At 67.1% G+C, this 26331-nt stretch carries 23 protein-coding genes and 2 pseudogenes; 15 read left to right on the top strand and 10 right to left on the bottom strand.

What is annotated here, in order from left to right:
- Positions 1–128: 128 nt before the first annotated feature.
- From nuoG to JHD77_RS03930, 10 genes are all read left to right on the top strand, one after another.
- A complete protein-coding gene (gene nuoG / locus JHD77_RS03975; protein WP_003122603.1) occupies positions 129–2846 on the top strand; it encodes an NADH-quinone oxidoreductase subunit NuoG in 2718 nt (905 codons plus the stop codon).
- Positions 2843–3838: an NADH-quinone oxidoreductase subunit NuoH gene (gene nuoH, locus JHD77_RS03970; RefSeq protein WP_003090465.1), complete on the top strand. Its 996-nt coding sequence runs from the start codon at positions 2843–2845 to the stop codon at positions 3836–3838. Before nuoG ends, nuoH begins: the two co-directional genes overlap by 4 nt.
- A gap of 11 nt (positions 3839–3849) precedes the next feature.
- Entirely contained in the window at positions 3850–4398 is a 549-nt protein-coding gene (gene nuoI / locus JHD77_RS03965) for an NADH-quinone oxidoreductase subunit NuoI (protein ID WP_003090467.1), read from the top strand.
- Positions 4399–4409: 11 nt separating this feature from the next.
- On the top strand, positions 4410–4910 hold the full coding sequence (gene nuoJ / locus JHD77_RS03960; protein WP_003090473.1) for an NADH-quinone oxidoreductase subunit J: 501 nt from the start codon (positions 4410–4412) through the stop codon (positions 4908–4910).
- A 45-nt stretch (positions 4911–4955) separates the two neighbouring features.
- Complete coding sequence (gene nuoK / locus JHD77_RS03955; protein WP_003090475.1) at positions 4956–5264, top strand: NADH-quinone oxidoreductase subunit NuoK; 309 nt, start codon at positions 4956–4958, stop codon at positions 5262–5264.
- On the top strand, positions 5261–7108 hold the full coding sequence (gene nuoL / locus JHD77_RS03950; protein WP_003097681.1) for an NADH-quinone oxidoreductase subunit L: 1848 nt from the start codon (positions 5261–5263) through the stop codon (positions 7106–7108). Before nuoK ends, nuoL begins: the two co-directional genes overlap by 4 nt.
- A gap of 27 nt (positions 7109–7135) precedes the next feature.
- Complete coding sequence (gene nuoM / locus JHD77_RS03945) at positions 7136–8665, top strand: NADH-quinone oxidoreductase subunit M (RefSeq protein ID WP_003097684.1); 1530 nt, start codon at positions 7136–7138, stop codon at positions 8663–8665.
- A 7-nt stretch (positions 8666–8672) separates the two neighbouring features.
- Positions 8673–10133 carry an NADH-quinone oxidoreductase subunit NuoN gene (nuoN, locus tag JHD77_RS03940; RefSeq protein ID WP_003090482.1) on the top strand — a complete coding sequence of 487 codons (1461 nt, stop codon included), beginning with the start codon at positions 8673–8675 and terminating at the stop codon, positions 10131–10133.
- A gap of 114 nt (positions 10134–10247) precedes the next feature.
- Positions 10248–11057: a class I SAM-dependent methyltransferase gene (locus tag JHD77_RS03935; RefSeq protein WP_024928924.1), complete on the top strand. Its 810-nt coding sequence runs from the start codon at positions 10248–10250 to the stop codon at positions 11055–11057.
- 119 nt (positions 11058–11176) lie between these two features.
- Entirely contained in the window at positions 11177–12580 is a 1404-nt protein-coding gene (locus JHD77_RS03930; RefSeq protein ID WP_003116715.1) for an RtcB family protein, read from the top strand.
- 47 nt (positions 12581–12627) lie between these two features.
- On the opposite strand, the gene JHD77_RS03925 is transcribed toward JHD77_RS03930, so the two are convergent.
- The 3 genes from JHD77_RS03925 to JHD77_RS03915 all read right to left on the bottom strand — a co-directional run bounded on the left by JHD77_RS03925 (position 12628) and on the right by JHD77_RS03915 (position 16970).
- A complete protein-coding gene (locus JHD77_RS03925; RefSeq protein ID WP_003113380.1) occupies positions 12628–13686 on the bottom strand; it encodes an AI-2E family transporter in 1059 nt (352 codons plus the stop codon).
- A 159-nt stretch (positions 13687–13845) separates the two neighbouring features.
- A complete protein-coding gene (locus JHD77_RS03920; protein ID WP_010895628.1) occupies positions 13846–15531 on the bottom strand; it encodes a methyl-accepting chemotaxis protein in 1686 nt (561 codons plus the stop codon).
- A 113-nt stretch (positions 15532–15644) separates the two neighbouring features.
- Positions 15645–16970 (bottom strand): Na+/H+ antiporter family protein, encoded by a 1326-nt coding sequence (locus tag JHD77_RS03915; RefSeq protein ID WP_023084177.1) that lies wholly within the window; start codon positions 16968–16970, stop codon positions 15645–15647.
- 258 nt (positions 16971–17228) lie between these two features.
- On the opposite strand from JHD77_RS03915, the pseudogene JHD77_RS33070 reads away from it, so the two are divergent.
- Both JHD77_RS33070 and JHD77_RS33065 read left to right on the top strand, forming a co-directional pair.
- Positions 17229–18515, top strand: a pseudogene (locus tag JHD77_RS33070) (PDC sensor domain-containing protein); the annotation flags it as partial.
- Between the two features lie 321 nt (positions 18516–18836).
- Positions 18837–19373: pseudogene (locus JHD77_RS33065) on the top strand (methyl-accepting chemotaxis protein); the annotation flags it as partial.
- Positions 19374–19377: 4 nt separating this feature from the next.
- Here the strand turns inward: JHD77_RS33065 and JHD77_RS03905 are convergent.
- The 5 genes from JHD77_RS03905 to JHD77_RS03885 form a co-directional block, all read right to left on the bottom strand.
- Entirely contained in the window at positions 19378–19686 is a 309-nt protein-coding gene (locus JHD77_RS03905) for a hypothetical protein (protein ID WP_003116713.1), read from the bottom strand.
- 90 nt (positions 19687–19776) lie between these two features.
- The gene (gene carS, locus JHD77_RS03900) at positions 19777–21114 is read right to left on the bottom strand and encodes a two-component system sensor histidine kinase CarS (protein WP_191519433.1); all 1338 of its coding nucleotides are present in this window, start codon (positions 21112–21114) and stop codon (positions 19777–19779) included.
- The gene (gene carR / locus JHD77_RS03895; RefSeq protein WP_003090494.1) at positions 21111–21782 is read right to left on the bottom strand and encodes a two-component system response regulator CarR; all 672 of its coding nucleotides are present in this window, start codon (positions 21780–21782) and stop codon (positions 21111–21113) included. The genes carS and carR overlap by 4 nt, the downstream gene beginning before the upstream one ends.
- The gene (locus tag JHD77_RS03890; RefSeq protein WP_003097704.1) at positions 21782–22096 is read right to left on the bottom strand and encodes a PepSY domain-containing protein; all 315 of its coding nucleotides are present in this window, start codon (positions 22094–22096) and stop codon (positions 21782–21784) included. Before JHD77_RS03890 ends, carR begins: the two co-directional genes overlap by 1 nt.
- Positions 22096–22404 (bottom strand): PepSY domain-containing protein, encoded by a 309-nt coding sequence (locus tag JHD77_RS03885; RefSeq protein WP_003090497.1) that lies wholly within the window; start codon positions 22402–22404, stop codon positions 22096–22098. The genes JHD77_RS03890 and JHD77_RS03885 overlap by 1 nt, the downstream gene beginning before the upstream one ends.
- Before the next feature lie 214 nt (positions 22405–22618).
- On the opposite strand from JHD77_RS03885, the gene JHD77_RS03880 reads away from it, so the two are divergent.
- From JHD77_RS03880 to JHD77_RS03870, 3 genes are read left to right on the top strand one after another with little or no spacing between them, the layout of a single operon-like run.
- Positions 22619–23701 carry a hypothetical protein gene (locus JHD77_RS03880; protein WP_003113385.1) on the top strand — a complete coding sequence of 361 codons (1083 nt, stop codon included), beginning with the start codon at positions 22619–22621 and terminating at the stop codon, positions 23699–23701.
- 26 nt (positions 23702–23727) lie between these two features.
- Positions 23728–24621 carry a hypothetical protein gene (locus JHD77_RS03875; protein WP_003115327.1) on the top strand — a complete coding sequence of 298 codons (894 nt, stop codon included), beginning with the start codon at positions 23728–23730 and terminating at the stop codon, positions 24619–24621.
- Positions 24605–24871: a DUF5329 domain-containing protein gene (locus JHD77_RS03870; RefSeq protein WP_003115326.1), complete on the top strand. Its 267-nt coding sequence runs from the start codon at positions 24605–24607 to the stop codon at positions 24869–24871. The genes JHD77_RS03875 and JHD77_RS03870 overlap by 17 nt, the downstream gene beginning before the upstream one ends.
- Here JHD77_RS03870 and JHD77_RS03865 read toward each other — a convergent pair whose 3' ends face one another.
- Together JHD77_RS03865 and ppyR are read right to left on the bottom strand one after the other, a co-directional pair.
- Entirely contained in the window at positions 24872–26065 is a 1194-nt protein-coding gene (locus JHD77_RS03865; protein WP_003122598.1) for an NnrS family protein, read from the bottom strand. It abuts the gene before it with no gap.
- Entirely contained in the window at positions 26052–26309 is a 258-nt protein-coding gene (gene ppyR / locus JHD77_RS03860; protein WP_003090502.1) for a psl/pyoverdine operon transcriptional regulator PpyR, read from the bottom strand. The genes JHD77_RS03865 and ppyR overlap by 14 nt, the downstream gene beginning before the upstream one ends.
- Between the last annotated feature and the right edge of the window lie 22 nt (positions 26310–26331).

Genomic DNA, 26331 nt, shown 5'->3' with positions numbered 1-26331 from the left:
TTTGCAGCCGGACGGCCAGCCGTCCGGCGATGTTTCGTCGTCGTGCCGCGGCCCGGCCGCAGGCCCGACGGAACCGTGAGTTTCTATTAGCCACGCCCGCTGACAACGGGCCAACGAAGACTTGAACCATGGCCACTATCCACGTAGACGGCAAGACGCTCGAAGTCGATGGTGCAGACAACCTCCTGCAGGCCTGTCTGTCCCTCGGTCTCGACATTCCCTACTTCTGCTGGCACCCGGCGCTCGGTAGCGTCGGCGCCTGCCGCCAGTGCGCGGTGAAGCAGTACACCGACGAGAACGACAAGCGTGGTCGCCTCGTCATGTCCTGCATGACCCCCGCCACCGACAACACCTGGATCTCCATCGAAGACGAAGAGGCCAAGCAGTTCCGCGCCAGCGTCGTCGAATGGCTGATGACCAACCACCCGCACGACTGCCCGGTGTGCGAGGAAGGCGGTCACTGCCACCTGCAGGACATGACGGTGATGACCGGCCACAACGAGCGCCGGTACCGCTTCACCAAGCGCACCCACCAGAACCAGGAACTCGGCCCGTTCATCGCCCATGAGATGAACCGCTGCATCGCCTGCTACCGCTGCGTGCGCTACTACAAGGACTACGCCGGCGGCACCGACCTCGGCGTCTACGGCGCCCACGACAACGTCTACTTCGGACGGGTCGAGGACGGCGTGCTGGAAAGCGAGTTCTCCGGCAACCTCACCGAGGTCTGCCCCACCGGCGTGTTCACCGACAAGACCCACTCCGAGCGCTACAACCGCAAGTGGGACATGCAGTTCGCCCCGAGCATCTGCCACGGCTGCTCCAGCGGCTGCAACATCAGCCCCGGCGAGCGCTACGGCGAGATCCGCCGCATCGAGAACCGCTACAACGGCTCGGTCAACCACTACTTCCTCTGCGACCGCGGTCGCTTCGGCTACGGCTACGTCAACCGCGAAGACCGTCCGCGCCAGCCGCTGCTGGTGCTGAGCAAGCAGAAGCTGAGCCTGGACGGCGCCCTCGACCAGGCCGCCGCCCTGCTGAAGGAGCGCAAGGTGGTCGGCATCGGTTCGCCGCGCGCCAGCCTGGAAAGCAACTTCGCCCTGCGCGAGCTGGTTGGCGAAGGCAACTTCTACAGCGGCATCAACGAAGGCGAGCTCGACCGCCTGCGCCTGATCCTGCAGGTCATGCAGGAAGGCCCGCTGCCGGTGCCGAGCATCCGCGACATCGAGGACCACGACGCGGTCTTCGTCCTCGGCGAGGACCTGACCCAGACCGCCGCCCGCATCGCCCTGGCCCTGCGCCAGTCGGTGAAGGGCAAGGCCGTCGAGATGGCTGCCGACATGAAGGTCCAGCCGTGGCTCGACGCCGCGGTGAAGAACATCGCCCAGCATGCGCAGAACCCGCTGTTCATCGCCAGCGTCAGCGCGACCCGCCTCGACGACGTGGCCGAGGAAACCGTTCACGCCGCGCCGGACGATCTCGCTCGCCTCGGCTTCGCCGTGGCCCACGCGATCGACCCAAGCGCCCCGTCCGTGGCCGACCTCGACCCGCAGGCCCAGGCCTTCGCCCAGCGCATCGCCGATGCCCTGCTGGCGGCCAAGCGTCCGCTGGTAGTGTCCGGCAACTCGCTGGGCAACAAGGCATTGATCGAAGCCGCGGCGAACATCGCCAAGGCCCTCAAGCAGCGCGAGAAGAACGGTTCCATCAGCCTGGTGGTCGGCGAAGCCAACAGCCTCGGCCTGGCGCTCTTCGGCGGCGACTCCGTGGAAGCCGCGCTCGAGCGACTGACCTCCGGACAGGCCGACGCCGTGGTGGTGCTGGAGAACGATCTCTATCGCCGCACCGACGCCGCCCGTGTCGACGCGGCCCTGGCGGCGGCCAAGGTGGTGATCGTCGCCGATCACCAGCAGACCGCCACCACCGCCAAGGCGCACCTGGTGCTGCCGGCGGCCAGCTTCGCCGAAGGCGACGGCACCCTGGTCAGCCAGGAAGGCCGCGCCCAGCGCTTCTTCCAGGTGTTCGACCCGACCTACTACGACGCCAGGAACATGGTCCGCGAGGGCTGGCGCTGGCTGCATGCGATCCACAGCACCCTGCAAGGCAAGCGCGTCGACTGGACCCAGTTGGACCACGTCACCGAAGCCGTGGCCGAGGCCAAGCCGATCCTGGCCGGCATCCGCGACGCCGCACCGGCCGCCTCGTTCCGCATCAAGGGCCTCAAGCTGGCCCGCGAACCGCACCGCTACAGCGGGCGTACCGCCATGCGCGCCAATATCAGCGTGCACGAACCGCGCACCCCGCAGGACATCGACTCGGCGTTCGCCTTCTCCATGGAAGGCTACTCCGGAAGCCAGGAAGACCGTCAGCAGATCCCGTTCGCCTGGTCGCCGGGCTGGAACTCGCCGCAGGCCTGGAACAAGTTCCAGGACGAGGTCGGCGGCCACCTGCGCGCCGGCGACCCCGGCGTGCGCCTGATCGAACCGAAGGGCGAAGGCCTCGACTGGTTCCAGGCCGTGCCGGTGCCGTTCAGCGCCAAGGCCGACAGCTGGAAGGTAGTGCCGCTGTACCACCTGTTCGGCAGCGAGGAAAACAGCTCGCGGGCCGCGCCGATCCAGCAGCGCATCCCGGAGACCTACGTCGCCCTGTCCAAGGAAGACGCGGACCGCCTCGGCGTCAACGACGGCGCGACCCTCGGCTTCCAGCTCAAGGGCCAGGCCCTGCGCCTGCCGCTGCGCATCGATGAACAACTCGGCGCCGGCCTGATCGGCCTGCCGGTCGGCTTCGCCGGCATCCCGGCGGCGATCGCCGGCTGCTCCGTGGAAGGTCTGCAGGAGGCTGCACAATGAGTTGGCTGACTCCCGCTCTGGTCACCATCATCCTCACCGTGGTCAAGGCCATCGTGGTGCTGCTCGCCGTGGTCATCTGCGGCGCCCTGCTAAGCTGGGTCGAGCGTCGCCTGCTCGGCCTCTGGCAGGACCGCTACGGCCCCAACCGGGTCGGCCCGTTCGGTGCGTTCCAGCTCGGCGCGGACATGGTCAAGATGTTCTTCAAGGAGGACTGGACCCCGCCGTTCGCCGACAAGATGATCTTCACCCTGGCCCCGGTAATCGCGATGGGCGCCCTGCTCGTCGCCTTCGCCATCGTGCCGATCACCCCCACCTGGGGCGTGGCGGACCTGAACATCGGCATCCTGTTCTTCTTCGCCATGGCCGGCCTGACGGTGTACGCCGTGCTGTTCGCCGGCTGGTCGAGCAACAACAAGTTCGCCCTGCTCGGCAGCCTGCGCGCCTCGGCCCAGACCATCTCCTACGAGGTGTTCCTGGCCCTGTCGCTGATGGGCATCGTCGCCCAGGTCGGCTCGTTCAACATGCGCGACATCGTCCAGTACCAGATCGACAACGTCTGGTTCATCATTCCGCAGTTCTTCGGCTTCTGCACCTTCATCATCGCCGGCGTCGCCGTGACCCACCGTCACCCGTTCGACCAGCCGGAAGCGGAGCAGGAACTGGCGGACGGCTACCACATCGAGTACGCCGGGATGAAATGGGGCATGTTCTTCGTCGGCGAGTACATCGGCATCGTACTGGTCTCGGCGCTGCTGGCGACCCTGTTCTTCGGCGGCTGGCACGGTCCGTTCCTGGACACCCTGCCCTGGCTGTCGTTCTTCTACTTCGCCGCCAAGACCGGCTTCTTCATCATGCTCTTCATCCTGATCCGCGCCTCGCTGCCGCGTCCGCGCTATGACCAGGTGATGGCGTTCAGCTGGAAGGTGTGCCTGCCGCTGACCCTGATCAACCTGCTGGTGACCGGCGCGCTCGTGCTGGCCGCGGCCCAGTAAGGAGAACCACCGTGATCAAAGAAATCATCAACGTCGTGCATGGCACCTTCACCCAGCTTCGCAGCCTGGTGATGATCTTCGGCCATGCCTTCCGCAAGCGCGACACCCTGCAATACCCCGAAGAGCCGGTCTACCTGCCGCCGCGCTATCGTGGCCGGATCGTCCTGACCCGCGACCCCGACGGCGAGGAACGCTGCGTAGCCTGCAACCTGTGCGCCGTGGCCTGTCCGGTTGGCTGCATCTCCCTGCAGAAGGCCGAGACCGAGGACGGTCGCTGGTATCCGGAGTTCTTCCGCATCAACTTCTCGCGCTGCATCTTCTGCGGCCTGTGCGAGGAAGCCTGCCCGACCACCGCGATCCAGCTCACCCCGGACTTCGAGATGGGCGAGTTCAAGCGCCAGGACCTGGTCTACGAGAAGCACGACCTGCTGATCTCCGGGCCGGGCAAGAACCCGGACTACAACTACTACCGCGTTGCGGGGATGGCGATCGCCGGCAAGCCGAAAGGCGCCGCGCAGAACGAAGCCGAACCGATCAACGTGAAAAGCCTGCTGCCATAAGGAGACGTCGCGTGGAATTCGCTTTCTATTTCGCTGCCGGCGTCGCCGTACTGGCCACGCTGCGGGTCATCACCAACAGCAACCCGGTGCATGCCCTGCTCTACCTGATCATTTCCCTGCTGGCCATCTCGATGACCTTCTTCAGCCTCGGCGCACCCTTCGCCGGTGCCCTGGAGATCATCGTCTACGCTGGCGCCATCATGGTTCTGTTCGTCTTCGTGGTGATGATGCTCAACCTCGGCCCGGCCGTGGTCGAGCAGGAGCGCAAGTGGCTCACGCCCGGCATCTGGGTCGGGCCTTCGGCCCTGGCCCTGGTCCTGCTGGTGGAACTGCTGGTGGTCCTCGCCCGCACCCCGAGCGGTGCCGGCATCGGCCATACCACGGTAGACGCCAAGGCGGTCGGCATCAGCCTCTACGGCCCGTACCTGCTGGTGGTCGAACTGGCCTCCATGCTGTTGCTCGCGGCCCTGGTCGCTGCCTATCACCTGGGTCGTCAAGACGCCAAACAATAAAGGTTCGGCGGGCGCCCTGCGCCCGCCCCAAGGGAACGTAACGCTATGAACGCAATACCACTGGAACACGGCCTGGCCCTCGCCAGCGTCCTGTTCGCCCTCGGACTGGTCGGCTTGATGGTGCGACGCAACATCCTGTTCGTACTGATGAGCCTGGAAGTGATGATGAACGCCGCCGCCCTCGCCTTCGTGGTCGCCGGCAGCCGCTGGGGCCAACCCGACGGCCAGGTGATGTTCATCCTGGTGCTGAGCCTCGCGGCCGCCGAAGCGAGCATCGGCCTGGCGATCCTGCTGCAACTGTATCGCCGCTTCCACACCCTCGATATCGACGCTGCCAGCGAGATGCGCGGATGAACCTTCTACCTCTTACCTTCCTGTTCCCCCTGGTCGGCTTCCTGCTGCTGTCGTTCTCCCGCGGCAGGTGGTCGGAAAACCTTTCGGCGCTGGTCGGCGTCGGCTCGGTCGGCCTCTCCGCCCTGAGCGCGGCCTGGGCCATCTTCAGCTTCCACAGCAGTCCGCCGGAAGGCGGTGCCTACAGCCTGGTGCTGTGGCAGTGGATGGCGGCCGGCGACTTCAGCACCAACTTCACCCTGTACCTGGACGGCCTCTCGGTAACCATGCTCGGCGTGGTTACCGGCGTCGGCTTCCTGATCCACCTGTTCGCCTCCTGGTACATGCGTGGCGAAACCGGCTATTCGCGCTTCTTCGCCTACACCAACCTGTTCATCGCCAGCATGCTGTTCCTGGTGCTGGGCGACAACCTGCTGTTCCTCTACTTCGGCTGGGAAGGCGTGGGCCTGTGCAGCTACCTGCTGATCGGCTTCTACTACAGCAATCGCAACAACGGTAACGCGGCGCTCAAGGCATTCATCGTCACCCGCGTCGGCGACGTGTTCATGGCTTTCGGCCTGTTCATCCTGTTCCAGCAGTTCGGCACCCTGAACATCCAGGAGCTGCTGGTGCTGGCGCCGCAGAAGTTCCCGGAAGGCAACCTCTGGCTGACCCTGGCGACCCTGGCCCTGCTCGGCGGCGCGGTCGGCAAGTCCGCCCAGCTGCCGCTGCAGACCTGGCTGGCCGACGCCATGGCCGGCCCGACCCCGGTCTCCGCGCTGATCCACGCCGCCACCATGGTGACCGCCGGCGTCTACCTGATCGCCCGTTGCCACGGCCTGTTCACCCTGGCCCCGGACATCCTCGAACTGGTCGGCATCGTCGGCGCGGTGACCTTGGTCCTGGCCGGCTTCGCCGCCCTGGTACAGACCGATATCAAGCGCATCCTCGCCTACTCGACCATGAGCCAGATCGGCTACATGTTCCTCGCCCTCGGCGTCGGCGCCTGGGACGCGGCGATCTTCCACCTGATGACCCACGCCTTCTTCAAGGCCCTGCTGTTCCTTGCCTCGGGCGCGGTGATCGTCGCCTGCCACCACGAGCAGAACATCTTCAAGATGGGCGGCTTGTGGAAGAAGCTGCCGCTGGCCTACGCCAGCTTCGTGGTCGGCGGTGCGGCGCTGGCCGCCCTGCCCTTCCTCACCGCGGGCTTCTACTCCAAGGACGAGATCCTCTGGGAGGCCTTCGCCAGCGGCCATCGCGAACTGCTGATCGCCGGCCTGGTGGGTGCGTTCCTGACCTCGATCTACACCTTCCGCCTGATCTTCGTCGCCTTCCACGGCGAGCCGAAGACCGAAGCCCACGCCGGCCACGGGATTTCCCACTGGTTGCCGCTCAGCGTGCTGATCGTCCTGTCGACCTTCGTCGGCGCCCTGATCACCCCGCCGCTGGCTGGCGTCCTGCCGGAAAGCGTCGGCCACGCCGGTGGCGAAGCCAAGCACAGCCTGGAACTGGCCTCGGGTGCCATCGCCATCGCCGGTATCCTGCTGGCCGCCCTGCTCTTCCTCGGCCAGCGCCGCTTCGTCAGCGCCCTGGCGAAGAGCGCCCCGGGTCGCTTCTTCGGTACCTGGTGGTACCACGCCTGGGGCTTCGACTGGCTGTACGACAAGCTGTTCGTGAAACCCTACCTGCTGCTCTGCCAACTGCTGGGGCGCGACCCCATCGACCGTACCCTGGGCGTCGTTCCGTTCAGCGTGCGCGGCGGACACAACCTCCTCAGCCTCACCGAGAACGGCCGCCTGCGCTGGTACGCCGCTTCCCTGGTGGGTGGCGCCGCCATCCTGCTCGGCGCGCTGCTGCTGGCCTAACGAATTCACGGAGAGACTGAGCCTGTCATGATTCTGCCCTGGCTAATCCTGATCCCCTTCATCGGCGGTTTCCTCTGCTGGATCGCCGAACACAGCAGCAAGACCCTGCCCCGCTGGATCGCGCTGCTTTCGATGACCCTGGTCCTGATCCTGAGCCTGTGGATCTGGGCCACCGGCGACTTCCAGCTGGCGCCCGCGCCCGGCGGCGAGCCGGAATGGACCCTGCAATTCAAGGTGCTGTGGATCGAGCGTCTCGGCATCAGCATCCACCTGGCGATGGATGGCCTGTCGCTGCTGATGGTCGCCCTCACCGGCCTGCTCGGCGTGCTCTCGGTCCTCTGCTCCTGGAACGAGATCCAGCGCCGCATCGGCTTCTTCCATCTGAACCTGCTGTGGATCCTGGGCGGTGTGATCGGCGTGTTCCTCGCCATCGACCTGTTCCTGTTCTTCTTCTTCTGGGAAATGATGCTGGTGCCGATGTACTTCCTCATCGCGCTGTGGGGACACAGTTCCGATGACGGCAAGAAGACCCGCATCTACGCCGCCACCAAGTTCTTCATCTTCACCCAGGCCAGCGGCCTGGTGATGCTGGTGGCGATCCTCGGCCTGGTGTTCGTCAACTTCAACGCCACCGGCGTGATCACCTTCGACTACGCCACCCTGCTGAAGACCCAGCTGAGCCCCCACGTGGAATGGCTGCTGATGCTCGGCTTCTTCGTCGCCTTCGCGGTGAAGATGCCGGTGGTGCCGGTGCATTCCTGGCTGCCGGACGCCCACGCCCAGGCGCCCACCGCCGGCTCCGTGGACCTCGCTGGCATCCTCCTGAAGACCGCCGCCTACGGCCTGATCCGCTTCGCCCTGCCGCTGTTCCCCAACGCCTCGGCGGAATTCGCGCCGATCGCCATGTGGCTCGGCATCATCGGCATCTTCTACGGTGCCCTGCTGTCCTTCGCGCAGACCGACATCAAGCGCCTGGTCGCCTACTCCAGCGTTTCGCACATGGGCTTCGTGATGATCGGCATCTACTCCGGCAGCCAGGTCGCGCTGCAGGGCGTGGTGGTGCAGATGATCGCCCACGGCCTCTCCGCCGCGGCGCTGTTCATCCTCTGCGGCCAGCTCTACGAGCGCCTGCATACCCGCGACATGCGCAAGATGGGCGGCCTGTGGTCGCGCATGCCCTACCTGCCGGCGATCAGCCTGTTCTTCGCCTCGGCGTCGCTGGGCCTGCCCGGCACCGGCAACTTCGTCGGGGAGTTCCTGATCCTGATCGGCGCCTTCAAGGTGGTCCCGGTGATCATCGTGATCGCCACCTTCGGCCTGGTCTTCGCCTCGGTCTACTCGCTGATCATGATCCACCGCGCCTACTTCGGCCCCAGCCAGTCCGACGAGCCGATCCTCGGCCTCGATGCCCGCGAACTGAGCATGGTGCTCGGCCTGGCGGTCCTGCTGGTCCTGCTCGGGGTCTACCCGCAGCCAGTGCTGGACATCTCCGCGGCCAGCATGCACGGCGTGCAGCAATGGCTGGGCGCAGCCCTTTCCACCCTTGCAGGACGGTAGTCGCGAAATGACCTTTACGATCCAACACTTCATCGCGCTCCTGCCACTGCTGATCACCAGCGCCACCCTGGTGGTGGTGATGCTGGCGGTAGCCTGGAAACGCAATCACTCGTTCACCGCCACCCTCTCGGTGATCGGCCTCAACCTGGCCCTGCTGTCGCTGCTGCCGGTCCTCGGCGTCACCCCGATCGAGGTGACACCGCTGGTGCTGGTGGACAACTACGCCTGCTTCTACATGGCCCTGGTGCTGGTCTCCGCCCTGGCCTGCGTGACCCTCGCCCACGCCTACATGGAAAGCTATCCGGGTAACCGCGAAGAGCTGTACCTGCTCCTGCTGCTGGCCACCGCCGGCGGCCTGGTGCTGGTCAGCGCGCAGCACCTGGCCAGCCTGTTCATCGGCCTGGAGCTGCTCTCGGTCCCGGTCTACGGGATGGTCGCCTACGCCTTCTTCAACAAGCGCTCGCTGGAAGCCGGCATCAAGTACACCGTGCTCTCGGCCGCCGGCTCCGCCTTCCTGCTGTTCGGCATGGCCCTGCTCTACGCCGAGTCCGGTACCCTGGGCTTCGCCGGCCTTGGCGCCAAGGTCGCCGAGCACGTGCTGAGCGGTCCGCTGGTCAGCGTTGGCGTAGGCATGATGCTGGTCGGCCTGGGCTTCAAGCTGTCGCTGGTGCCCTTCCACCTGTGGACCCCGGATGTCTACGAAGGCGCCCCGGCGCCGGTCTCGGCGTTCCTCGCCACCGCCAGCAAGGTCGCGGTGTTCGCCGTGCTGCTGCGGCTGTTCCAGATCGCCCCTGCGGCCCTGGACAACCAACTGCTGAACATCTCCCTGAGCGTCATCGCGGTCGCCTCGATCCTCTTCGGCAACCTGCTGGCACTGACCCAGAGCAACATCAAGCGCCTGCTCGGCTACTCGTCCATCGCCCACCTGGGCTACCTGCTGGTCGCCCTGATCGCCAGCAAGGGCATGGCCGTGGAAGCGGTCGGCGTCTACCTGGCCACCTACGTACTGACCTCCCTCGGCGCGTTCGGCGTGATCACCCTGATGTCCACCCCGTACAGCGGCCGCGACGCCGATGCGCTGTTCGAGTACCGCGGCCTGTTCTGGCGCCGGCCGGTACTGACCGCGGTGATGACCGTGATGATGCTGTCGCTGGCAGGCATCCCGCTGACCGCCGGCTTCATCGGCAAGTTCTACGTGATCGCGGTCGGCGTCGAGTCGCACCTGTGGTGGCTGATCGGCGCCCTGGTGCTGGGCAGCGCCATCGGCCTGTACTACTACCTGCGGGTCATGGTCACCCTGTTCCTGGTCGAGCCCGGCATCCGCCAGCACGACGCACCGTTCAACTGGGGCCAGCGCGCCGGCGGCATCATGCTGGTGGCCATCGCCCTGCTGGCGTTCTTCCTCGGCGTCTACCCGCAGCCGCTGCTGGAAATCCTCCAGCATTCCGGCCTGGCCCTCGCCGGCTGAGTCGCCCGCTCCACGAAAACCCCGCCTCGGCGGGGTTTTTCTTTGGCCCGCCCCACGCACCCTGCCCCGCTGCCGTGGCATGCTCCGCGCTCCATGGATGAACCCGGAGGCCTCATGCCCACCTTCCACGATATCGACGTCCTGCGACACAACAGCGCCAGTTGGGACGCCCAGGCCGCCCGGGACTGCGAATGGTCGCGACCGGTCAGCGCCGAAGAGGTCGCCGCCGCACGCCGCGGCGACTGGGCGGTGAAGCTGACCCCGGGCGCGTTACCCGCTCACTGGCTGGGCGACGTACGCGGCCGCGAGATCCTCTGCCTGGCCTCGGCCGGCGGCCAGCAGGCGCCGATCCTTGCCGCCGCCGGCGCACGGGTCACGCTGTTCGACGCCTCGGCGGGACAGCTGGACAAGGACCGCCAGGTCGCCGCCCGCGACCGCCTCGAACTGGCCTGCGTGCAGGGCGACATGCGCGACCTCTCGACCTTCGCCGATGCCTCCTTCGACCTGGTCTTCAATCCCATCTCCAATCTCTACGTCGACGATGTCCTGCCGGTCTGGCGCGAATGCGCGCGGGTGCTGCGGCCGGGCGGCAAGCTGCTGGCGAGCTTCTACAACCCGGCGCTGTTCATCGAGGACCGCTCGCCGGAACTGGCAGAGCAGGGCCTGATCCGGCCGCGACATCGCCTGCCCTACTCCGACCTGGAAAGCCTCTCCGCCGAAGCCCTCGCGGCAAAGCGCGAGAAAGGCGAAGCCCTGGTGTTCGGCCATAGCCTGACCCAGCAGATCGCCGGCCAGCTCACCGCCGGCCTGCTGCTGCAGGATTTCTACGAAGACTGGCAACCGCACCCGCGCTTCGTCATCGACCGCTTCATGCCGACCTTCCTCGCCACCTGCGCGCTCAAGCCGAGGTCCGCCGCCGGTTGACAGCGGCGCGCGCGGACCTTAGAGTCCGCGCTCCCTTCCCGCCTGTGCTGCTGAGCGGAAAGACGCCAGCCTCCGGTTTCCACCGGACGGCTTCGCATTGTCTGTAGAGCGGCACTGTCATGTCCAAACATTCCCGGCTTGAAAAAGCCTTCCTGCGCAGCGGCATCCTCGTCGACCGCCAGCAGGACATCGTCACCCTCACCCGTCGTCACGACGGTACTTCGGCCCAGGTCCTGCTGCCCGCCAGCTTCGCGCTGGAGGAAAAGGCCGTGCGCCAGTTGCTCGACTTCGCCTCGGTCCAGGCACCCGGCGACACCGGGCACGTCTGCAAGGCCTGCGCCACGCCGGACTTCCATCCCGGCAGCATCGCCCCGGTCGGCTCCATCGTCGCCAGTACGGCGGACTTCGTCATTCCCGCTGCCATCGGCACCGACATCAATTGCGGCATGCGCCTGCTGCGTACCGGCCTGACCCTGTCCAGCGCCGAGGAGCACAGGCAAGCCCTGGTCGCCGGCCTGACCCACGTCCTGCTGCGTAACGGTCGCGACGTACCATTGCGGGTCCAGGCGTTCGAAGCGCTGTTCGCCGAAAGCCCCGGGCACTGCCTGGAGCGTCTCAGCGAAGACGGCCTGTGGGCCGAGGTCGACCAGGCGCGGCTGTTCCGCGAGTTACAGGGCTGCATCGGCCTGGATGAATTCGGCGGGCGTCTCGAGTATGCCCCCGAGGCCTTGCGCGATCGCCGCCGCAGCCTGATCCGCGATCCCGGCCTGGGTACCACCGGTTCCGGCAATCACTTCGTCGAGTTGCAGGTGGTGGACCGCCTGCTCGACCGCCACCAGGCCTTCGCCCTGGGCCTCAGGGCCGACGAACTGGTGGTGATGATCCACAGCGGCTCGCGCGATGTCGGCTTCCACGTCGGCCAGCGCTGGATGGACCGTGCCCGCACCGCCTGGCCGCGCGGCCGGCGCCACCCCGCGTCCGGCCTCTACGCGCTGGGCGGCGAGCTGGCCGGAGAATACCTCCAGGCCATGGGTGGCGCTGCGCGCTATGCCTGGCTGAACCGGGTGGTGCTGGCGGAGCTGGTGCGCAAGGTCTTGCGCGAGACCTTCCAGCGCGACGACAGCGCCCTGCTGGTGGACGTCCCGCACAACGTGGTGCTCCAGGAACAGGGCCTGAATCTCCACCGCAAGGGCGCCACGCCGGCCCGCCAGGGCGATCTGCTGCTGATTCCCGGCTCGATGGGCGATTACTCGTACATCGCCAGCGGCCTGGGACACCCGGACTGGCTATGGTCCTGCAGCCATGGGGCCGGCCGCAGCATCCGCCGGCAGGCGCTACGAGCGCTGAAAGGCCCGGGCGACAGCGCGCTGCCCTGGCACTGCGTGACCCTCCGTGAGGAGCGCCGCATCGAAGAGGCCCCGGGCGCCTACAAGCCGGTGGGGCCGGTGATCGATGCCCAGGAGCGTGCCGGGCTGATCCGGCCGCTGGCACGCTTGCGTCCGTGGCTGACCTTCAAGGCCTGAAACGAACAAGCCCCGCATTCGCGGGGCTTGTCTGCCACGGGCGCGACTCAGGCCTGCGGTTCTTCCTCGCGGCCAGTGAACAGGTCCCAGCTGGCCATGAACAGCGCAGCGATCAGCGGGCCGATGACGAAGCCGTTGAGGCCGAACAGGGCCATGCCACCGAGGGTGGAGATCAGCACCACGTAGTCCGGCATCTTGGTGTCCTTGCCGACCAGGATCGGGCGCAGGATGTTGTCCACCAGGCCGATCACCACCACGCAGAACAGGATCAGCACTACGCCCTGCCAGATCGCCCCGGTGAGCAGGAAATAGGCCGCCACCGGCGCCCAGATCAGCGCCGCGCCGATGGCCGGCAGCAGCGACAGGAAGGCCATCAGGGTGCCCCAGAGCAAGGCGCCCTCGATGCCCAGCAGCCAGAAGATCAGGCCGCCGAGAGCGCCCTGGGTGGCAGCCACGGCGATGTTGCCCTTCACCGTGGCGCGGATCACCGTGGTGAACTTGGCGAACAGGTGGTGCTTGTGTTCCTGGCTCAGCGGCACCGCCTGCTTGATCCGCCGGCCGAGCACGCGACCGTCGCGGAGGAGGAAGAACAGCAGGTAGAGCATGATGCCGAAGCTGATGACGAAGTCGAGGGTGTTCTGGCCGATGCTGAACGCCTTGGTCGCCACCACCTGGCTGGCCTGCATCGCCACCGAGGAGAGCTTCTCCTGCAGGCTCGAGAGATTGGCCAGGTCGAAGCGCTCCAGCCACTGGTGCACCGATGGCGGCAAGGCAGCCACCGCCTGCTGCAGGTAGGCGGCGAAGTTCAGTTCGCCGGACTTGACCCGCTGGTAGACGCTCGCGCCTTCCTGCACCAGCGAACCGGCGATGAAGATCACCGGGATGATCACGATCAGCACGCAGATCAGCAGGGTGATCAGCGCGGCGAGGTTCTTCCGATCCCTCAGGCGCACCTGCAGGCGGCGTTGCACCGGGGCGAAGATGATCGCCAGGATGGTGCCCCAGAACACCGCGCCGTAGAACGGCAGCAAGAGCCAGCCGAAGGCGAGCGTGACCACCGCCAGCAACAGGAGAAAAGTCCGGGATTCCAGTTTCGTGTCGAGCATGTCCAATCCATCTGGCAGTGGGAAGCAAAGCATTAGTCAGCCGGCGGACGTGGATCGTTCACGACTGCCGGCCGACTCCGCCGAATAATGACAGGAAGGCTCTGTGGCGCACCACTGCCGGCTGGCTCTTTTGCCGGCAGCGGTCGCGCGGGGGAAGGGTCAGATGCGGAACTGACCGACCAGTCGGCCCAGGCCCTGGCCCAGTTGCGCCAGGCTGCGGGCGGTCTGCGCGCCCTGCTGGGCCTCGTCGGCGACGCTGTCCACCGCGCCGGCGATCTGGTGCACGCTGCGGTTGATCTCCTCGGCCACCGCGGTCTGTTCCTCGGCGGCGCTGGCGATCTGCGCGTTCATCGCGTTGATGGTGGCGATCAGCTGGGCGATGGCATCCAGCGAATCGCCGGCCTGGTTGGCCTGGTTGCTGGTGCCCTCGCCGGCCTCGCCGGAACGGCGCATGGCGTCGACCGCGGCGTTGGTGCCCTGCTGCAGGCGATCGATCATGCCCTGGATTTCCTGGGTACTCTGCTGGGTGCGGCTGGCCAGCGCCCGCACTTCGTCGGCGACCACCGCAAAGCCACGTCCGGCCTCGCCGGCACGGGCCGCCTCGATGGCCGCGTTGAGCGCCAGCAGGTTGGTCTGTTCGGCAATGGAGCGGATCACCCCGAGCACACTGACGATGGATTGCACGTCCTGCTGCAGGCTATCCAGAGAAGTCCCGCTGTCGCGGATCTCGTCCACCAGCGCGTGGATGCGCTCGATGCTGCCGTCCACCACTCGCTTGGCCGCCTGGCCTTCGTGGTCGGTCTGCTGCGCGGCCTCGGCGGCGCGCTGGGCGCTCTGCGCCACTTCATGGGCGGCGGCGGACATCTCGTTGATCGCGGTGGCGACCTGGTCGGTCTCGTGGCGCTGGCGCTCCATGGCCTGCTCGGAACGCTCGGCCTGGGCCGACATCTGCTCCACCAGTTGCTTGAGGTCGCCGGTCATCCCGGCGATCTGCCGCACCAGACCGTGGATCTTCTCGACGAAGCGGTTGAAGGAACCGGCCAGCTCGCCCAGCTCGTCGTAGCTGGTCACCGGTAGGCGACGGGTCAGGTCGCCTTCGCCGGCGGCGATGTCATCGAGGTTCTGGCGGATCTGGTGCAACGGCCGCAGCATCGCGTTGGCCACCGCCAGGCCGATCACCAGCAGGACCACCAGAAGGACGCCGGCGATCCCCACGATACTGGCGATCAGGGTGCCGATACGCTCGTCGATGTCCTGCTTGATTTCCACCAACTGGGCCTCGACGCCGTCGAGGTTGATCGCCGAGCCGATAACCATGTCCCACTTCGGCAGGTACAGGGTGTAGGACAGCTTGGGCACCATGACGCTCTCGTTGCCCGGCAGCGGCGAGGTATAGGTCACGTAGTGGCTGCCGTTGCGGCCGGCCTCCACCAGTTCGCGGTTGAGGTAGACGCCGCTGGGATCGCGGCGGTCGCGGAAGCTCTTGCCGACGTCCACCGGGCTGTCGCCGCGAAACAGGCGCACCACCTGGGAGTCGTAGCCGAAGATATAGCCGTCCTTGCCGTACTTGATCTTCGACAGGCGCGCGATGGCCTCGGCGCGGGCATTCAGGTCGCCGTTGGCCGAGCGGTCGTACTCGGCCTGGATACTGCCCATGGCGATCTGCACGTAGTGCTCGAGTTCGGCACGACGGTCGCCGAGCAGGCGCTCGCGGGTATCCTTGACTTCGGCATCAGCCTGTTTTTTCAGGATCAGCACCGCTCCGCCGCTGAGCACCAGGGCGAAGAGCAGCACCGGCACCATGGCCAGCAGGAGGACTTTGGATTTCAGGGTCAGACGCATCATCAACTCCTAGCATGACGCCCAATAAAAAACGGGATTCCCGTTTCATCGGCAATCCCGTCGGAAGCTTAAGCGGCCGGCCCGACATTCCGTCAGGCGACCGCCCGAGATGGAACTCAGAGCAACATCGCGGCGGCCCAGCCGAACACCAGCAACGGCAGGTTGTAGTGCAGGAAGGTCGGCACCACGGTGTCCCAGATGTGATTGTGCTGGCCGTCGACGTTGAGCCCGGAGGTCGGCCCAAGGGTCGAGTCCGACGCCGGAGAACCTGCATCCCCCAGCGCGCCGGCGGTGCCGACGATGCTGACGATGGCCAGCGGGCTGAAGCCCAGTTGCACCGCCAGCGGGACGAAGATCGCGGCGATGATCGGCACGGTGGAGAACGACGAGCCGATGCCCATGGTGACCAGCAGGCCGACCAGCAGCATCAGCATGGCGCCGACCGCCTTGCTGTTGCCGATCCAGGCCACCGAGGCGTCGACCAGGCTCTGCACCTCGCCGGTGGCCTTCATCACCTCGGCGAAACCGGCCGCGGCGATCATGATGAAACCGATGGTGGCCATCATCTTCATGCCTTCGGTGAACAGGTCGTCGGTCTCCTTCCAGCGCACCACGCCGGACAGCGAGAAGACCACGAAACCGACCAGCGCGCCGATGATCATCGAGTCCAGCCACAGCTGTGCGACGAACGCGGCGACGATGGATACCCCGGCCACCGCCAGGCTCTTCGGGTTGTAGCTGACATCGACGCGTTCGGCCTGCTCGATCCGCTGCAAGTCGTAGACGCGCTTGCGGCGGTAGCTGAACAGCACCGCGATGAGCAACCCGGCGAGCATGCCCAGGGCTGGGATGAACATGGCGTGGGTGACGTTGATCCCGCTGACGTCGACGCCGTTGCGCGCCACGTTGGCCAGCAGGATTTCATTGAGGAAGATGTTGCCGAAGCCCACCGGCAGGAACATGTACGGGGTGATCAGGCCGAAGGTGATGACGCAGGCGATCAATCGCCGGTCGATCTGCAGCTTGCTCAGCACATAGAGCAGCGGCGGCACCAGCAGCGGGATGAAGGCGATATGGATCGGCAGGATATTCTGCGAGGATACCGCCACGCAGAGCAGCAGGCCGACCAGGATCCACTTGAACGCACCGGCGCCCTTGCCCTGCTCGTCGTGCCGGCCGAGCAGCGCCAGGACCTTGTCGGCCAGCGCATGGGCCACGCCGGAGCGAGCGATGGCCACGGCGAAGGCGCCGAGCATGGCGTACGACAGGGCCACCGTGGCGCCGCCGCCGAGGCCGCCGTTGAAGGCCTTGAGAGTCCCCTCCAGGCCTAGGCCACCGAACAGTCCGCCGACCACCGCGCCGATGATCAGCGCCAGCACGACATGCACACGGCAAAGGCTGAGGACGAGCATCAGTGCGACCGCCAGCACCACTGCGTTCATCGTTGAACTCCTTGCAAATGAAACGAACCCGGCCGCCTGCGACCGAAAAAAGGGGCGTACTCTGCTACAGCCATCCCCGCCTGTCAAAGCCGCGCATGGGCGAATGTCGCCTGGTTATAAACCGTTGTGCACGGTTCTTGCGTGCGATTCGCCGAACGACGGCAATCCGGCGCCAGCGAACGGACCGTCGTCAAGAATGGGCGAGCCCTGCCGATAAGCCTTGGGCCCCCGCAGTTTCTTCGTACAAGGACCCCTCCCATGTTCCTTCGCCGCCTGTCCATCCAATGGAAGATCACCCTGCTGGCAGGCCTCTGCCTGCTCGGCGTGGTCGCCTTGCTGGTCGGCCTTTCGGTCTACCGCATGCAGCACAGCAGCGTGCTGGTGAAAAGCGCCAGTACGCAGATGCTCGACGAATCGGCGCGCCTGCGCCTGGAAGCCCGCGGGGAATTGCAGGCGTTACGCATCCAGCGCTATTTCATGGATGCCTTCCAGTACGGCAAGGGCTTCTCCCGGCAGATCCTGTTCCTCCGCGACCAGGCGCAGAAGCGCTTCCTCGATGCCTACGACCTGCGCGAAGACCTGACCCGCCAGGTGCGCACCGCGCTCGCCGCCAATCCCGAGGTGCTCGGCCTGTACGTGGTCTTCGAACCCAATGCGCTGGACGGCAAGGACGAACTGTTCGTCGACCAGCCCGCCCTGGGCAGCAACGACAAGGGACGCTTCTCCCTGTACTGGGCGCAGGCCACGCCGGGACAGCTGGAATCCGAGTCGATGATCGAGTCCGAACTCGCCGACACCAGCAGCGGGCCCAGCGGCGCGGCCTACAACGCCTGGTACACCTGCCCGAAGGAAAGCGGGCAACCCTGCGTGCTCGATCCTTACTTCGACAAGGTCGGCGAACGCCAACTGCTGATGACCAGCATCGCCTTTCCCCTCGAACTGGATGGCAAGGTGATCGGCGTGATGGGCCTGGACATCAACCTGAGCAACCTGCAGGCGCTCAGCGAACAGGGCAACCGCGAACTCTACGACGGCGTCGGCCAGGTCGGCATCCTCAGCCCGGCCGGGCTGTTCGCCGGCAACAGCCGCGACGCCGGCCTGCTCGGCAAGAACCTGGTCAAGGCGGATCCGCAGCACGCCGGCGAACTCCTGCAACTGCTGGCCGCCGGCAAGAGCCGGTTGTTCAACGAGAACGACGACCTCAAGGTGCTGCAACCGTTGCAGCCGATTCCCGGCGCCAAGCCCTGGGGCGTGCTCCTCGAAGTGCCGAAGAGCGCCCTGCTCGGCCCGGCCCTGGCGCTGGAGCGGCAACTGGACGACATGCGTCGCGAAGGCACCTGGGTCGAACTGGGCCTCGGCCTCGGCGCCGCGGTGCTCGGCCTGCTGGTGCTGTGGCTGAGCGCCCGCGGCGTGACCCGGCCGATCCTCGGCGTCGCCCACATGCTGCGCGACATCGCCAGCGGCGAAGGCGACCTGACCCAGCGTCTGCCGCACACCGGGCGCGACGAGCTGGGCGAACTGGCCGGTTGGTTCAACCGTTTTCTCGACAAGCTGCAGCCGATCATCCGCGACGTGAAGGTCTCGGTGCGCGATGCGCGCAGTACCGCCGACCAGTCGGCGGCGATTTCCAGCCAGACCAGCGCCGGCATGCAGCAGCAGTTCCGCGAGATCGACCAGGTCGCCACCGCATCCCACGAGATGACCGCCACTGCCCAGGACGTCGCCCGTAGCGCCGCCCAGGCCGCCGACGCCGCGCGCGGTGCCGACCAGGCGACCCGCGACGGCCTGGCGCTGATCGACCGCACCACACAGAGCATCGACAGCCTGGCCGCCAACCTGACCAGCGCCATGGGCCAGGTCGAGCAACTGGCCAGCAGCAGCGAGGAAATCGGTTCGGTGCTGGAAGTGATCCGCGCCATCGCCGAGCAGACCAACCTGCTGGCGCTCAACGCGGCCATCGAGGCGGCCCGCGCCGGCGACGCCGGCCGCGGCTTCGCGGTGGTCGCCGACGAAGTGCGCAACCTCGCCCGGCGCACCCAGGACTCGGTGGAACAGATCCGCGGGGTGATCGAAGGCCTGCAACAGGGCACCCGCGACGTGGTCGACGCCATGCATGGCAGCCATCGCCAGGCCCAGGGCAGCGTCGAGCAGGTGGATGAAGCGGTGGCCGCGCTGCAACGGATCGGCGAGGCGGTGACGGTGATCAACGACATGAATCTACAGATTGCCAGCGCCGCCGAGGAACAGAGCTCGGTAGCCGAGGAGATCAACCGCAATGTCGCGGCGATCCGTGACGTCACCGAGTCGCTGTCGAGCCAGGCCGAGGAATCGGCCCAGGTCAGTCAGTCGCTGAACCGCCTGGCCAACCACCAGCAGGGCCTGATGGAACAGTTCAAGGCCTGACCGTTCACGGCCTGAATAGCGCCGGGGGGCCGTAGGTCCCCCAGATCGCCAGGCGGGCCAGCGAGCGCAGCCAGCCACGCAGACGCGCCGGGGCTCCCGCCTCGGCCACCTTCGCTGCCGCTGTCCCGGCCTGTCGCGGCTCGCCGCGCTCGCTGCGCAACGCGTTTTCCACGGCCTGCTCGTAGCGAGCCTGCGCGAGTAACCGCGGCGACCGCCCCTCCTCTCGCTGTCCACTGGACTCGCCCAACAGGAACACCAGCACCGGCAGCATCAGCGCCCAGCGCCAGCGGCCCGTACTCGTCCGCCGTTTCATCGTCCAAGACCTCCTTGCAAGAAGCCCGGGATGCTAGGGAAAGCGCAGGAGGAAATCTTGCCGGGACTGTCGGCAAATGGTGAAGAACTGTTAAGCCCTGGCGGCGCGGCCGCTCTTGTGCAACGGCAACTCGACGCTCACCCGCAGGCCGCCCAGCGGGCTGTCCTCGAGACTCAGGCGGCCACCGCAGGCCTCGGCGATGTCGCGCGCGATGCCCAGGCCCAGGCCATGGCCGCTGACCTGCTCGTCGAGCCGGGTACCCCGCTCGAGCACCGCCTGGCGCTGGTCGGGGAGGATGCCGGGGCCGTCATCGTCGACCTTCAGGCGGACCATGCCCTCGCCCTGCGCGACAGTCAGGCGGACTTCGCTATCGGCCCACTTGCAGGCGTTGTCCAGCAGATTGCCGAGCATCTCCAGCAGGTCCTCGCGGTCCCATGGCAGGCGCAGCCCCGGTGGCGCGCTCCAGCTCACCTGCAGGTGCGGGCCGTGGATCAGGCGCAGGGTGTCGCACAGCGACGGCAACTCCTCGGCGCAATCGAAATGTGCGCCAGGCAGCGCTTCGCCGACCAGGCGCGCCTTGCCCAACTCGCGACCGAGGCGCTGCTGGATCTGTTCCAGCTGTTCGCGCAGGACCTGTTGCAACTCCGGCTGGCGCGCCATCTCCTCGCGCTCGGCGAGGCTGACCAGCACCGCCAGCGGCGTCTTCAGGGCGTGACCGAGGTTGCCCAGGGCGTTGCGCGAACGCTTCAGGGTCTCCTCGGTGTGCGCCAGCAGGTGGTTGATCTGCTCCACCAGCGGCTCCAGTTCCTCGGGAGCCTGGTTGTCCAGTTGGCTACGCTGGCCCTGCTGCAGCTGGGCGATCTGCAGGCGCACCTCCTCCAGCGGACGCAGCGAACGACGCACGGTCAGGCGCTGCAACAGCAATACCAGGAGCAGCGCCAGGGCGCCGGCGCCCAGACCCATCCACTGCACACGGGCGAAGCTTTCCAGGATCGGCGTATAGTCCTGCGCCACCACGATCCGCAGCTTCTGGCCCATGCGCTTGTAGTGGCCGCGGAACACCAGCAGTCGCTGCTCCTCGGGCCCATCGACCAGGCCCTGCACCAGCCCTTTCTTGTGCGGCACTTCCAGCTCGCTGTCCCACAGGGAGCGTGAGCGCCAGGTGTCCTTTTCCAGCTCGATGACGAAATAGCGCCCGGAATACGGGCGCTGGAACGCCGGGTTGAGGCGTTGCTCGTCCAGTTGCATGCCGTTCGGCCCGCGCACCATGGCCACCAGCAGGTTCTCCGCCTCCTCGCGCAGATTGCCGGCGAAATAGCGCCGCAGGCCCTGGTCGAACAGCCACAGGCCGGTCTGCGCGAGGACCAGCCCGACCACCAGCAGCACCGCGAACAGGCCGACGCTCAGGCGCCGCTGGATCGACCTCATCCGGCGGCCACCCCGGCGTAGCGGTAGCCCTGGCCACGGCGGGTCTCGATCACCTCGCGGCCGAGCTTGCGCCGCAGGTGGTTGACGTGGACCTCGATGACGTTGGAATCGCGTTCGGTCTCGCCGTCGTACAGATGCTCGGCCAGGTGCCCCTTGGACAGGACCTGGCCGGGGTGCAGCATGAAATAGCGCAGCAGGCGGAATTCGGCGGCGGTCAGGTCGACGTCGGCGCCGTTCAGGCACACGCACTGGCGCTGCTCGTCCAGGCGCAGCCCGGCGGCCTCCAGCTGGCTCTGGTTGGCCAGCCCATGGGCGCGGCGCAACAGGGCCTGGATGCGCAAGGCCAGCTCTTCCGGATGGAACGGCTTGGTCAGGTAGTCGTCGGCACCGGCCTTGAGCCCATCGATGCGTTCGGCCCAGGAACCGCGCGCGGTGAGGATCAGCACCGGAGTCGCGAGTCCCAGCCCACGCCACTCCTGGAGTATCTCCAGGCCGGGACGCCCGGGCAGGCCGAGGTCGAGGATGATCAGATCGTAGGGCTCGCTGGCGCCCTGCACCGCCGCGTCGCGGCCGTCGGCCAGCCAGTCCACCGCGTAGCCCTGGCGGGTCAGGCTGGCCATCAGTTCATCGGCCAGGGGAACGTGATCCTCAACCAGCAGCAACCGCATCAGTCGTCTTCCTCGTCCTTCAGGATGCGGCCGTTGCGGGCATCCAGTTCCAGTTCACGCACGACGCCGTCGCGGGTGAGCAGCTCCACCTCGTAGACATACACGTCGTCTTCCTCTTCCAGCTCGACCTCCAGCAGGCGCGCCCCGGGGTAACGCCCCAGGGCTTCCTGCATGAGGGATTCGAGCGGCTGTATCACACCGTCCTGGCGCAGGCGCAGGACCTCGTCCTGGTCCAGGTCGCGCGCCATCGCTTCGAGGCTGATGACCGCCAGGACCAGTGCGACGATCCCGGCGTAGCGCATGAGCCACTTCATCAGTCGTCCTGGTGGTCCTTGAGCACGGCGCCGGTAGCGGCATCCAGCTCCAGGTCCCATTTCACGCCCTGCGGGTCGCGCAACTCGACCTGGTAGATGTAGCGGCCGTATTCCTCTTCCAGCTCGGTATCGTGGACGCTCGAGCCGGGATGCTTGGCGATGGCGTTCTTGTTCAGCTCTTCGAAGGACTTGATGGTCCCGGCGTCACGCAGCTTCAGCGCCTCGTCCGGGCCGAGGTCGCGGGCCTGGGCCAGGCCGGCAGTCAGGGCGATGGCGGTGGCGGCGAACAGGGCAGTCAGTTTCTTCATGGGAATCTCTCCGTGGGAATCAATCGTGTTGCTTTCGACGGTTTGCAGATTAACCGGGCGCTCTTAATTGAAGCTGAATTTGCCGCAAGGACATGGCCGGGGCGCGCCATAGGGTAACGGAAAGCCTCTGCGATGGGGCTCGCCGGCGTTCGAAAGCGCTTGGTCCTGCGACAACTCGTCCTATAATCGCCGGTCCGCAAGGGAGAAGACCAGCATGCCAGCCATCCAGATCAAGTCCCCCGCACTGACCCTCAAGGCCGGTCGCCGCGCCCTCGCCCGCATCCGCGAGCGCGGCCTGCAGCCGGCCGACGTCGGCATCGTCCCCGGTGCCGCCGGCGGGCCAAAGGCGCTGGGCATCCAGGGACTGGACCTGGCGATCTTCGGCGAGTGGCTGCCGCGCGCCCCGCGTGAACGCTCGCTGATCGGCGCCTCCATCGGTTCCTGGCGCTTCGCCAGTGCCTGCCTGCCCGACGCCGTGGCCGGCCTCACCCGCCTCGGCGAGCTGTACACCCGGCAGCGTTTTCCCAAGGGCGTGAGCATCGCCGAAGTCTCGCGCAAGTGCGCGGCGATGCTCGACGACCTGCTCGCCGGCCAGGACGCGCGGATCCTCGACAACCCGCTGTACCGCCTCAACGTGGTGGTGGTGAAGAGCCACGGGCGCCTCGCCCACGACCACAAGGCCAGCCTCGGCCTGGGGCTGTCCTCGGTGATCCGCGACAACCTGATCGGCCGCCGCCATCTGCACCGCCACTTCGAACGGGTGATCCTGCATGACGCCCGCCAGGCGCCGCCGCTGGCCGCGCTGACCGACTTCCCGTCGCGCTACCTGCACCTGGACGGCGGCAACCTGCGCCAGGCGCTGCTCGCCTCCGGCTCGATCCCGATGGTCATGGAAGGCGTCCGCGACCTGCCTGGCGCCGGCCCCGGCACCTACCGCGACGGCGGCCTGCTCGACTACCATCTCGACCTGCCCTACGAGGACCGCGGCGTGGTGCTCTACCCGCACTTCACCGACAAGGTGATCCCCGGCTGGTTCGACAAGGGCTTGCCCTGGCGCCGTGGCGACGCCGGGCGCCTGCAGGACGTGCTGCTGCTGGCGCCGTCGCGCGAGTACCTGGCGCGCCTGCCGCACGCCAAGCTGCCGGACCGCAAGGACTTCACCCGCTACCTCGGCGACGACGACGGCCGCGAGCGCTACTGGCGCCAGGCGATGGCGGAAAGCCGCAGGCTCGGCGACGAATTCCTCGAACTGGTCGACGGCGGCCGGCTCGGCGAACGCCTGCAAGCGCTGGACTGAGCCGCCAACGACGAGAAGGATCCTGCATGAAACTGGCCGTAGCGCTGATCCACGGCATCGGCGACCAGCCCGATAGCCGCGACGAGGACGGTCTGCACAGCTACGCCCGCGAACTGGTGGCGGCGCTGCGCCGACGTCTCGGCGCGGAAGCCGGCGAGGTGGCCTTCCAGAGCCTGTACTGGGCCAGCGTACTGGACGCCCGCGAGCTGGCCTACCTCAAGCGCATCGAGCGCGAGCCGCTGGGCTGGCGCTGGCTGCGCCGGGCGGTGACGCTATTCCTCGGCGACGCCAGCGGCTACCGCAAGGTCAGCGCCGCCTACGACACCACCTACCAGCAGGTCCACCAGCACGTGCGCAGCGGGATCATGGCCCTGCGCGCGAAAGTCGGGCCGCAGACGCCGCTGGTGATCCTCGCCCACTCCCTGGGCGGGCACATCGTGTCCAATTTCATCTGGGACCAGCAGAAACTCAACCGCACGCCGAGTTGCTCGATCGACCCCTTCCTCGGCCTGGAAACCCTGGCCGGGCTGGTCACCTTCGGTTGCAACATCCCGCTGTTCACCTTCGCCTACGAGAAGGTCTGCCCGATCCGCTTTCCCGGCCACTGCCTGCCCCCGGCCATCCGCCAGCAGGCACGCTGGCTGAACGTCTACGCGCCGGCCGATCCGCTCGGCTATCCGCTGCGGCCGTTGCAGAACTACGCCGCGGTCGTCCACGAGGACCTCGCCCTGCCGGTCGGACCCTGGTACAAGCGGCACACCCCGTTGAGCCACATGGAGTACTGGAACGATGCGCGTTTTCACGATTACCTGGCGGACTACCTGCGCCGCCTGTTGGCTGCTGGCCTCGAGCCTGCCGGCGCTGGCCGCGCCCTCCCCGCAGGCGAGCCAGGAGATCGGCCGCTTGCTGAGCTTTGTTGAAGACAGCGGCTGCACCTTCATCCGCAACGGCAGCGAATACCCGGCCGCGGAAGCCCGCGCCCACCTGCAGAAGAAGCTCGACTACCTGGAGCGCAAGGACCTGGTCGCCAGCAGCGAGGACTTCATCGAGCGCGCCGCGACCCAGAGCAGCCTCAGCGGCAAGCCCTACCAGGTGCGCTGCGCCACGCAGACGCGCAACTCCGCCGACTGGCTGAACCAGGAGCTGCGGCGTCTGCGGCAAGCCCCCTGATCAACCGGGATGGCCGTCGACCCGCGGACGACACAGCATCGGCGCATAGAACCAGGCGAACAGCAGGAACGCCAAAGCCCACAGTCCGCCTGCCAGGGGCAGCGCCCAGTTCGCCGGCAACAGGCTGGGCAGGAACACCCGCGCCGCGCAGCCGAGATTGAGCAGAGCGAAAGCCCAGGGCATCGCTGCCGGCGGTTGCAGCGCGCGACCGGTATGGCCGAGAGTGACCCGTGCCAGCATCGCCAGGATCAACCCGCCCATGCCGCCCACCGCCAGCGCGTGCAGCGCCTGGCTCGGCGCCAGCGCCAGGCCCAGGCTCCAGAGCGCCATGCCAAGCGGCGCCACGGCGATCCAGAAATATGCCAGGTGCAGAGACCAGAGCAGCGGCACCTGCCAGATGCCGCGATCGCGCCAACGCCACAGGCGCCACAGTTGCGCACCACCGAGGGCGGCGAACAGTCCTGCAAGCCAGGGCGTCGGCTGCGTCGTGACGCCCGCGGCGGTGAGCAGCGCCACCAGCACGCAGCCCAGCAGGATGCCATTGTCCAGCCAGGCGATCGCCGGCACCTGCTGCTGACGGCCGAGACCGCGCTGGGTGAAGAACGGGATCACCCGCCCGCCGATCAGGTTCATCATCCCGGCGATCAGCCATAGCGCGGCGATGGAGGCACGCCGTTGCCAGTCGTCGTTGCCCTCGAACAGGCCGAGCAGGACCAGGGCGTCGGCCAGGGTCAACAGCAGCAACAGGCCCACCACCGGGTAATTGCGCTTCTGCCGCACCCGCCACAGGCTGCGACCGATAGCCCAGGCCAATAGCGGCAGGAAGCTCAGTTGCAGCACCAGCAGCAGCGCCAGCGGCGCATCGAATAGCCAGGCCAGGCGCGCCGCCAGCCAGAGCCCGGCGAGCAGGGCCAGGGGTTTGCCCTGCAGGCCGGGTACGCCGGTCCAGGTCTGCACGGCGGTCAACAGGAAGCCGGCGATGATCGCCACGCCGAAACCGAAGAGCATTTCGTGACGATGCCAGGCCAGCCAGCCACCGACCGGTTGCCAGCCGCTCCAGAGCCCGGCCAGCGCCGCCAGCCAGAGCGCGATGGCGAGGACCGCGAACAGCGCGCCGCCGAGGAAGAACGGGCGGAAGCCCAGGCGCCAGATCGGCGGTATGGCCATCAGCCTGGAACGATCAAGCACTTGCACAGCAGACCTCCCAACCGGGTCGACGCATGCGGAACAGCGCGCTCAGGCGCATCACGTAGCCGATCTTCAACAGGGTCGGGCCGAGGATCACCAGCGCATGGGAAAACACCAGCGCCGGCATGTTCAGGTAGCGGTCGAGGAAATAGGCGGCGATCACGCCGGCGACGAGCAGCGCCAGGCCGGCCGCCAGCAGCCCGTGACCGATCCGCAGCACCCGCCGTGGACAATCGAACAGAGCGTTCATCTCGATCTCCTTTTTCCGAAAA

The organism is Pseudomonas sp. P20 (genome assembly GCF_016463925.1).
Taxonomy (GTDB): Bacteria; Pseudomonadota; Gammaproteobacteria; order Pseudomonadales; family Pseudomonadaceae; genus Pseudomonas; species Pseudomonas aeruginosa.
This window is presented reverse-complemented; position numbering and strand designations above follow the sequence as displayed.

Coding starts and splice junctions, on each gene's coding strand:
- JHD77_RS03935 (WP_024928924.1), top strand. CDS start 10,248: ATGCCCACCTTCCACGATATCGACGTCCTGCGACACAACAGCGCCAGT.
- JHD77_RS03880 (WP_003113385.1), top strand. CDS start 22,619: ATGCCAGCCATCCAGATCAAGTCCCCCGCACTGACCCTCAAGGCCGGT.
- JHD77_RS03885 (WP_003090497.1), bottom strand. CDS start 22,404: ATGAAGAAACTGACTGCCCTGTTCGCCGCCACCGCCATCGCCCTGACT.
- nuoL (WP_003097681.1), top strand. CDS start 5,261: ATGAACCTTCTACCTCTTACCTTCCTGTTCCCCCTGGTCGGCTTCCTG.
- ppyR (WP_003090502.1), bottom strand. CDS start 26,309: ATGAACGCTCTGTTCGATTGTCCACGGCGGGTGCTGCGGATCGGTCAC.
- nuoK (WP_003090475.1), top strand. CDS start 4,956: ATGAACGCAATACCACTGGAACACGGCCTGGCCCTCGCCAGCGTCCTG.
- JHD77_RS03905 (WP_003116713.1), bottom strand. CDS start 19,686: ATGAAACGGCGGACGAGTACGGGCCGCTGGCGCTGGGCGCTGATGCTG.
- JHD77_RS03890 (WP_003097704.1), bottom strand. CDS start 22,096: ATGAAGTGGCTCATGCGCTACGCCGGGATCGTCGCACTGGTCCTGGCG.
- nuoM (WP_003097684.1), top strand. CDS start 7,136: ATGATTCTGCCCTGGCTAATCCTGATCCCCTTCATCGGCGGTTTCCTC.
- JHD77_RS03930 (WP_003116715.1), top strand. CDS start 11,177: ATGTCCAAACATTCCCGGCTTGAAAAAGCCTTCCTGCGCAGCGGCATC.
- JHD77_RS03920 (WP_010895628.1), bottom strand. CDS start 15,531: ATGATGCGTCTGACCCTGAAATCCAAAGTCCTCCTGCTGGCCATGGTG.
- JHD77_RS03875 (WP_003115327.1), top strand. CDS start 23,728: ATGAAACTGGCCGTAGCGCTGATCCACGGCATCGGCGACCAGCCCGAT.
- carS (WP_191519433.1), bottom strand. CDS start 21,114: ATGAGGTCGATCCAGCGGCGCCTGAGCGTCGGCCTGTTCGCGGTGCTG.
- JHD77_RS03925 (WP_003113380.1), bottom strand. CDS start 13,686: ATGCTCGACACGAAACTGGAATCCCGGACTTTTCTCCTGTTGCTGGCG.
- carR (WP_003090494.1), bottom strand. CDS start 21,782: ATGCGGTTGCTGCTGGTTGAGGATCACGTTCCCCTGGCCGATGAACTG.
- nuoH (WP_003090465.1), top strand. CDS start 2,843: ATGAGTTGGCTGACTCCCGCTCTGGTCACCATCATCCTCACCGTGGTC.
- nuoG (WP_003122603.1), top strand. CDS start 129: ATGGCCACTATCCACGTAGACGGCAAGACGCTCGAAGTCGATGGTGCA.
- JHD77_RS03915 (WP_023084177.1), bottom strand. CDS start 16,970: ATGAACGCAGTGGTGCTGGCGGTCGCACTGATGCTCGTCCTCAGCCTT.
- nuoN (WP_003090482.1), top strand. CDS start 8,673: ATGACCTTTACGATCCAACACTTCATCGCGCTCCTGCCACTGCTGATC.